Here is a 6,079-nt window from a genome sequence, read left to right as displayed (position 1 = left end):
GGTTTATTTTTTTTTCGCAGGCTTTCGCCTGCTTTTTTTATTTTATGAATCTACTTCCTGGTTTTTCCGCAGGAATTTGTGCTTTACATAATGGGCATTCTTCTTTTTTATATATTGGAATATTGATTTTTAAAAGATATTCGTATGGTACTTCAAATGGATTATTATCAGACCTGTTTATTACTGAACCAATACAACATACCTTTCCCTTACTTTCTTTTACTATCTCTATTACTTCTTTTACTGATTTTCCCGTTGTTATTACATCTTCTACTATTGCTACTTTTTCTCCTTCGTTTATTTTAAAGCCTCTTCTTAATGTCATTTTTTTGTTTTCTCTTTCTGCAAAAATATTTCTTTTATTTAGGTATTTTGCTACTATGTATGCTATATGTATTCCTCCCATAGCGGGGCCGATTATGAGATCAGGGTTGTATTTTTCCAATTTTTCTGCTAGCATTTTTCCTACTAATTCTCCATATTTTGGATACTCAAATATTCTTGCACATTGAATGTATTTTTCCGAATGGTTACCGGATGATAAGATAAAATGACCATTTAAAAGGGCTCCTGTTGTTTTTAAAATTTCTTCTATTTTCATATTAATTCCTCCTTTATTTTTTGAATTTTTTCTTTTGGATTTTTCGAAAGATAAATTTCTCTGCCAAGTACTACAAAATCTGCAATATTTTCTACTTGGGAAAGAGTTATAACATCTTTTTGATCATCTGATTTTACTTCCATCCTTATGCCAGGTACTAAAAATTTTCCAGTAAGTTTTTTTCTCAACTTTATTGCCCATTTTCCTGGAAGAACAAATGAACTTTTTAAGTTTTCTAGTTCAAAAATTTTGTCAATGTAGCTTTCCAAACTTCCCTCTTGTGATGTTAGTTTGATTACTGAAAATATTAATTTATCTGTTGCATTTAAAGCAGCTTTTACGCTTTCTATACCTGCTGCACTATGGACTGTAAAACCAATAATTGTAGGATGGTCCCAACTTTTTATTGAACGTTCTACTGTAGAAGGAATATCGCAAAATTTTAAGTCTAATATGACCTTGAGGTTTAGATTGTAGAGCTCATCAAGAATTTTTCTACCGTTAATTGCAAGATTGTGCCCTACTTTTACTGTTTCGAAGCTACCTACTTCTTTTATAAACTCCAATGGTTTTTGCATATCCAAACTTAATACTGGTATCATTTTTTCACTCCTTTCAAATATTTTCCTATTTTTTCAACAACATTTGGATCTTTAAAGAGTGCACTTCCTATGGAAATAGCGTTTGCACCTATTTCTAGAAATTCATCTGCATCTTTTTCCGTATAAATTCCACCTGAAGCTATTATATAGATATCTTTTAATTTTTTCCTTGTTTCATATATTGCACGTAATGAGATAGGTTTTAGAATTGGACCGGAAATTCCTCCTGTAATTACTTTCCCATTTTCTATTATTAATCCTCTTACACAATTTATTAGGGTTATTCCTTCCCAGTTGTGTTTGGCTACTATTTGTGAAGAAGTTTCTACAAAGTTTCCTTCTATACTTAATTTAGCAATTAAAAAGGTATTTGGAAGTATTTTTCTTACTTTTTTTAAAATTTCTTCCCATTCGTCTTTATCTGATATAATCGATAATCCTCCTTTTTTCACATTTGGACAGGAAAAATTAAATTCTATTGCTTCAAAATATTGTGCATATGGAGCAATAATTTCTGCAATCTTTATATATTCTTCTTTTGTATCTCCACCAAGACTTAATATAGTTTTAACATTTAATTTATATTTTTCTATATTTTCAATAAAATGGTTTATACCAGGATTTTCAAGGCCAATACTGTTAATTACAAAATGTTCTTTATCTCGCATTCTTGGAGGAAGATTACCTTTTTTTGGATTTAAAGTTACAGTTTTCAACGTATAAGCTCCTATATACTCTGGATTTATTAGTTTTAAATATTCCCCATTTCCTCCAGGACCTGAGGCTATAATTAACGGTGGATTAAGATTCATAGTTCATCCCTCCTAAATATGGGGCCATCTGTACATATATGTTTAACCCCGTTTTTTGTAAAAACTGCACAACTTTTACACGCTCCAATTCCGCATCCCATATATTCTTCTAAAGATACATAAATGTTATTTGATTCAATTTTGGAAAGCACAAAATTTTCCATTGCCTTTGATCCTGATATTAAATACCAGTCGTATTTTTTTAATTTTTCAACTTTGTTTGCAAATTCCACATCACCTGTTGCAAATTCAAATGGTATTTTGTATTCAAGAGGTGTTTTACTGCCAACAAGTACATCACAGTTATATTCTTTTGTTATTAAATTTGCAAGGGTTATACATGTTGGAGAAATAATTACCATTCCTTTTCCAGACGGTGGGATAAATTTTTTTCCAAGTGGAAAATGGGCCTTTATATTATTTTGTGTTTTTACTATGTATTCGGTTCCTTTACCTTTAATTTGTACGGAAATTGCAGGGTGGTTATTCCAAGTGCCAAGTATAAAAGGCTTTCTTACTAAATTTTTTGTTTCGATCATTATAAATTGACCTAATTCGAACTTTATGTTTTCAAATGTAACTATATAAGTGTCTTTGTTTAATTTAATAACATCTTTTTTAGTCAAGTAAGTATTCTCCATCCCAATACCCCCATTGTCCTTTTATTTTTACTCCGATTATTTTCCCCTTGAGTTTCATGCCGTCAAATGCACAATTTTTTCCTTTACTTAAAAATTTGCTGCTATCCACTATATAGGTTTGGTTTAGATCTATTATTACTAAATTTTCATGGGAAAATTTGTATTTTATTCCCAATCTTTTCCTTGGATTTTTGCACAGTTTATCAACAACTAAGAAAACATCTTCAAGTGCGGTGTAAAAAGCAGAAAATGCTATTTCTATATTTGAAGTACCATATGGTGCTTTTTCAAAGTCATCTGGTTTTTTCGGATGGGGAGCGTGATCGGTGGCTAGTATGTCTATTTTATCTTTTTTTACAGCTGTTTTTAAAAATTCTATTGTTTTCCTATCACACAGTGGAGGATTAATTTTAAAATTTGAATTTGATATGTCTTCATTTGAAATTAATAAGTGATGAGGAGTTACTTCTGAGGTTATATAGGCATATCTTTTTAAAAAATCGATAATTTCTATGGAATATTTTGAAGAAACGTGCTGTATGTGAAAATCTTTAAAGTTAAACTCAATTCCTGTAAGTACAGTTCTAGATATGGCAATTGCTTCATTTGTTATTGGTCTTTTGGGAATATTGTTTATTTTTCTATAGAACATTCCTTTGTTTTCAAATATTTGACTGTGGTCCAAAACTAAAGCAGGAGTTTTTTTGGAAAAATTTTTAACTAAATCATTGTATGTATATTCAATTCCGTCTGTCGAATAACATAGGATATTTCCTGAAGGTTCTTGGTTTCCAAATAAAGAAGTGGTTCTATAAAATTTTACATAAGTTTTTTTAGTTAACTGTTCGTGTGTCTTGTGTACTTCTTTTGTTTCAAGACGTGGATTTGTATTTGGTTGTATCAATACTTCCGAAAATCCACCGGCAATACATGCCTTTTGCAGAGATTCATAGTTTTCTTGATTTTTTAATAATCTAACATGTGTGTGAAAGTCAAAAAAGGTGGGAACGCATATTAAGTTTTTTCCTTTTACTTTTTCTGGGAATTCAAGATCTTCATAGAATATCTTTTTTTCAAAAGGATCGTAAATTTTTATACTTTCACCCCCCCTGAAAAATAAAGAAAATGGGGCCAAAAGCCCCATTTTTAGGTGTTTTTTATGTAATATTTATTTTCCCTTTTATTGAAGAATAAAATTTTCATACTTTTCCCCCCACAAATTTTTCAATTACTTTTATATCATATTTTTCTTCGATAATCAAGTATCATTGTACAATTTGTTAATTGTAAATTTAGAGTCTAGCATATATTTATCCTGTTTGAGAAGGAAGCTTTTTATTGTAGAATTATATAAAGAGGTGAATGTATGAGATTAAAAATAAATGTTGACGAAATGAAGAAAGCCCTAAAGTTAATAGACAAAGTGGTGGGAAGTGTTGAAAAAATAAATAGAAAAGTTGGTTTTTCCTACAATAGTGGTTATTTAAGCATGTTTGGTAGTGATGGTTGTTTGACGGTTAAATTTGTTGTTTCTGAAATGAATCCAACTACACTTTCATTTACTTTACCACTTGATATTTTAAAATTTTTTGTATATGAACTTTCAGGAGATATAAATATTTATTCAGATGGTAGATATGTATTTTTAAAGGCAAAAGATGAGAATTTAAAATTAAAAATTGAGGATTTTCATTTGAAAGATTTTGAAGATAGGTATGAAAAACTTTTAGATATTTCAAGAAGTACATTTTTAAATGACCTTGATTTTGTATCTTCGCACCTTGAAGAAGGGAATTTTGTAGACTTATTTTTTGGTAATGGTTTTAGATTGGTTGCTGAAAATAATGGAATAATTAATTATGTTAGAAGGGATAAAAAAAGTTCTACTTTTTCATGGAGAATACCGTATTATTCTTCAAGACATCTAATAAAAGCACTACAGTTGTTGAAAGGAAGAGAAATTGAATTGGGATATGGATTAAGACATATGGTATTAAAAAGTGATCAACTTTTTAATGTATGTGGTGAAAATCTGAATGAAGAAATGATTTATTTACTTGAAGAAGAATTTTCCAACGCAAAAGAATTTATGCGTATTAGCTTGAAAAATTTAAAAAGATTTTTAAGAAGATCTATGATTTCTGGTAGGTATTCTCGATTAAAGTTGGCGGGTAATTCAGCAGGATTATTCTTTTTTGCATCTTCATCTGATATGGAATATAAAGGTCATCTTGAAATTTCATCGCCTGAAAAATTTCAAACAATAACTAATGCATATTTTTTAAGATCTGCATTAAATAGATTGGGAAGTGAAAATTTAATTTTTTTGAAGTCTAGAAAATATCTTTTAATATCTACTATTAACAAGAAAAGGTTTATTTTTCTTCCCCTGTATTGATATATTTTTCCAATACATCTATTATTTCTTCAGATTTGAATTGCCCTATAATTTTCCCGTCTTTAAATAATATAAATCCATTTGGAATACCTGCTATTCCAATATCCGCATCTTTTCCTTCGCCAATCCCGTTAACGACACATCCCAACACCGCTATTTTAATATTTTTGTTTGAAAATCTTTGTTCCAAGATATTTGCCCAATTTTCAACGTCAATATTTGTGCGTGCGCAAGTTGGACAGGCAATTATTTGTGGGCCTTTTCTTAAATTTAAAGATATAAGTATTTTTTTTGCAACAATTACTTCGTTTACAGGATCACCGGCAATTGAAATTCTAATTGTATCTCCAATACCGTTGTATAGAAGATATCCAAGTGCAATGGATGATTTTATTAAAGCCCATTCATATGTGCCTGCTTCTGTAACTCCTAAGTGTAATGGATATTCTGTGATGTTATAAATTTTTTCGTATGCTTGTATAGTCTCTTTTACATCTGAACTCTTTACTGATATTACTATATTATAAAATCCCAAAGACTCTAAAATTTTAACTTCTTTAAGTGCAGATTCACAAAGTGCGTCAACTTTTGATAGGTGTGCAAATTCATTTGAAATTGAACCAGAATTTGCTCCAACCCTTATTGGTATATTGTACTCTTTTGCAACTTTTACTATCTCTTTTACTTTTTCTTTATTTCCTATATTTCCAGGGTTTATTCTAATCTTTTTGGCACCGTTTTTAATGCTTTCTATTGCAAGTTTGTAGTCATAGTGTATATCAGCTATTACAGGTATTGGAGATTTTTTTGTAATATTTTTAAGTGCTATTGCCGCTTCAAATGTTGGAATTGAAACTCTTACTAATTCGCAGCCTGCTTTGTACAATCTATTTATTTGTGATAGTGTTTCTTCAATATTTTCCGTGTTTGTGTTTGTCATAGATTGAATGACAATTGGATTTTTTCCACCTATTTTCACATTGCCTATATTAATTTCTTTTTTCATTTCAATCCTCCTATGTGAT

At 29.7% G+C, this 6,079-nt stretch carries 7 protein-coding genes; 1 reads left to right on the top strand and 6 read right to left on the bottom strand.

Annotation, left to right across the window (positions count from 1 at the left end):
- Positions 1-37: 37 nt before the first annotated feature.
- Genes pyrE through XO08_RS02440 form a run of 5 tightly spaced genes read right to left on the bottom strand, consistent with a single transcriptional unit; the run spans position 38 to position 3,791 of the window.
- Positions 38-601 carry an orotate phosphoribosyltransferase gene (pyrE, locus tag XO08_RS02460; RefSeq protein WP_075665479.1) on the bottom strand — a complete coding sequence of 188 codons (564 nt, stop codon included), beginning with the start codon at positions 599-601 and terminating at the stop codon, positions 38-40.
- Positions 598-1,203 carry an orotidine-5'-phosphate decarboxylase gene (gene pyrF / locus XO08_RS02455; protein ID WP_075665478.1) on the bottom strand — a complete coding sequence of 202 codons (606 nt, stop codon included), beginning with the start codon at positions 1,201-1,203 and terminating at the stop codon, positions 598-600. The genes pyrE and pyrF overlap by 4 nt, the downstream gene beginning before the upstream one ends.
- On the bottom strand, positions 1,200-2,015 hold the full coding sequence (locus XO08_RS02450; protein WP_075665477.1) for a tRNA-dihydrouridine synthase: 816 nt from the start codon (positions 2,013-2,015) through the stop codon (positions 1,200-1,202). The genes pyrF and XO08_RS02450 overlap by 4 nt, the downstream gene beginning before the upstream one ends.
- On the bottom strand, positions 2,012-2,656 hold the full coding sequence (locus XO08_RS02445; RefSeq protein ID WP_075665476.1) for a dihydroorotate dehydrogenase: 645 nt from the start codon (positions 2,654-2,656) through the stop codon (positions 2,012-2,014). Before XO08_RS02445 ends, XO08_RS02450 begins: the two co-directional genes overlap by 4 nt.
- Positions 2,634-3,791 (bottom strand): dihydroorotase, encoded by a 1,158-nt coding sequence (locus tag XO08_RS02440; protein ID WP_233120222.1) that lies wholly within the window; start codon positions 3,789-3,791, stop codon positions 2,634-2,636. The genes XO08_RS02445 and XO08_RS02440 overlap by 23 nt, the downstream gene beginning before the upstream one ends.
- A 231-nt stretch (positions 3,792-4,022) precedes the next feature.
- On the opposite strand from XO08_RS02440, the gene XO08_RS02435 reads away from it, so the two are divergent.
- The gene (locus XO08_RS02435) at positions 4,023-5,054 is read left to right on the top strand and encodes a hypothetical protein (RefSeq protein WP_075665475.1); all 1,032 of its coding nucleotides are present in this window, start codon (positions 4,023-4,025) and stop codon (positions 5,052-5,054) included.
- Here the strand turns inward: XO08_RS02435 and ispG are convergent.
- The gene (gene ispG / locus XO08_RS02430; RefSeq protein ID WP_075665474.1) at positions 5,032-6,060 is read right to left on the bottom strand and encodes a flavodoxin-dependent (E)-4-hydroxy-3-methylbut-2-enyl-diphosphate synthase; all 1,029 of its coding nucleotides are present in this window, start codon (positions 6,058-6,060) and stop codon (positions 5,032-5,034) included. The two genes, XO08_RS02435 and ispG, sit on opposite strands and share 23 nt — an antisense overlap.
- Between the last annotated feature and the right edge of the window lie 19 nt (positions 6,061-6,079).

This window comes from Thermosipho sp. 1074, from assembly GCF_001999655.1.
In the GTDB taxonomy this organism is placed as follows: Bacteria; Thermotogota; Thermotogae; order Thermotogales; family Fervidobacteriaceae; genus Thermosipho; species Thermosipho affectus.
This window is presented reverse-complemented; position numbering and strand designations above follow the sequence as displayed.

Coding starts and splice junctions, on each gene's coding strand:
- pyrE (WP_075665479.1), bottom strand. CDS start 601: ATGAAAATAGAAGAAATTTTAAAAACAACAGGAGCCCTTTTAAATGGT.
- pyrF (WP_075665478.1), bottom strand. CDS start 1,203: ATGATACCAGTATTAAGTTTGGATATGCAAAAACCATTGGAGTTTATA.
- XO08_RS02450 (WP_075665477.1), bottom strand. CDS start 2,015: ATGAATCTTAATCCACCGTTAATTATAGCCTCAGGTCCTGGAGGAAAT.
- XO08_RS02445 (WP_075665476.1), bottom strand. CDS start 2,656: ATGGAGAATACTTACTTGACTAAAAAAGATGTTATTAAATTAAACAAA.
- XO08_RS02435 (WP_075665475.1), top strand. CDS start 4,023: ATGAGATTAAAAATAAATGTTGACGAAATGAAGAAAGCCCTAAAGTTA.
- ispG (WP_075665474.1), bottom strand. CDS start 6,060: ATGAAAAAAGAAATTAATATAGGCAATGTGAAAATAGGTGGAAAAAAT.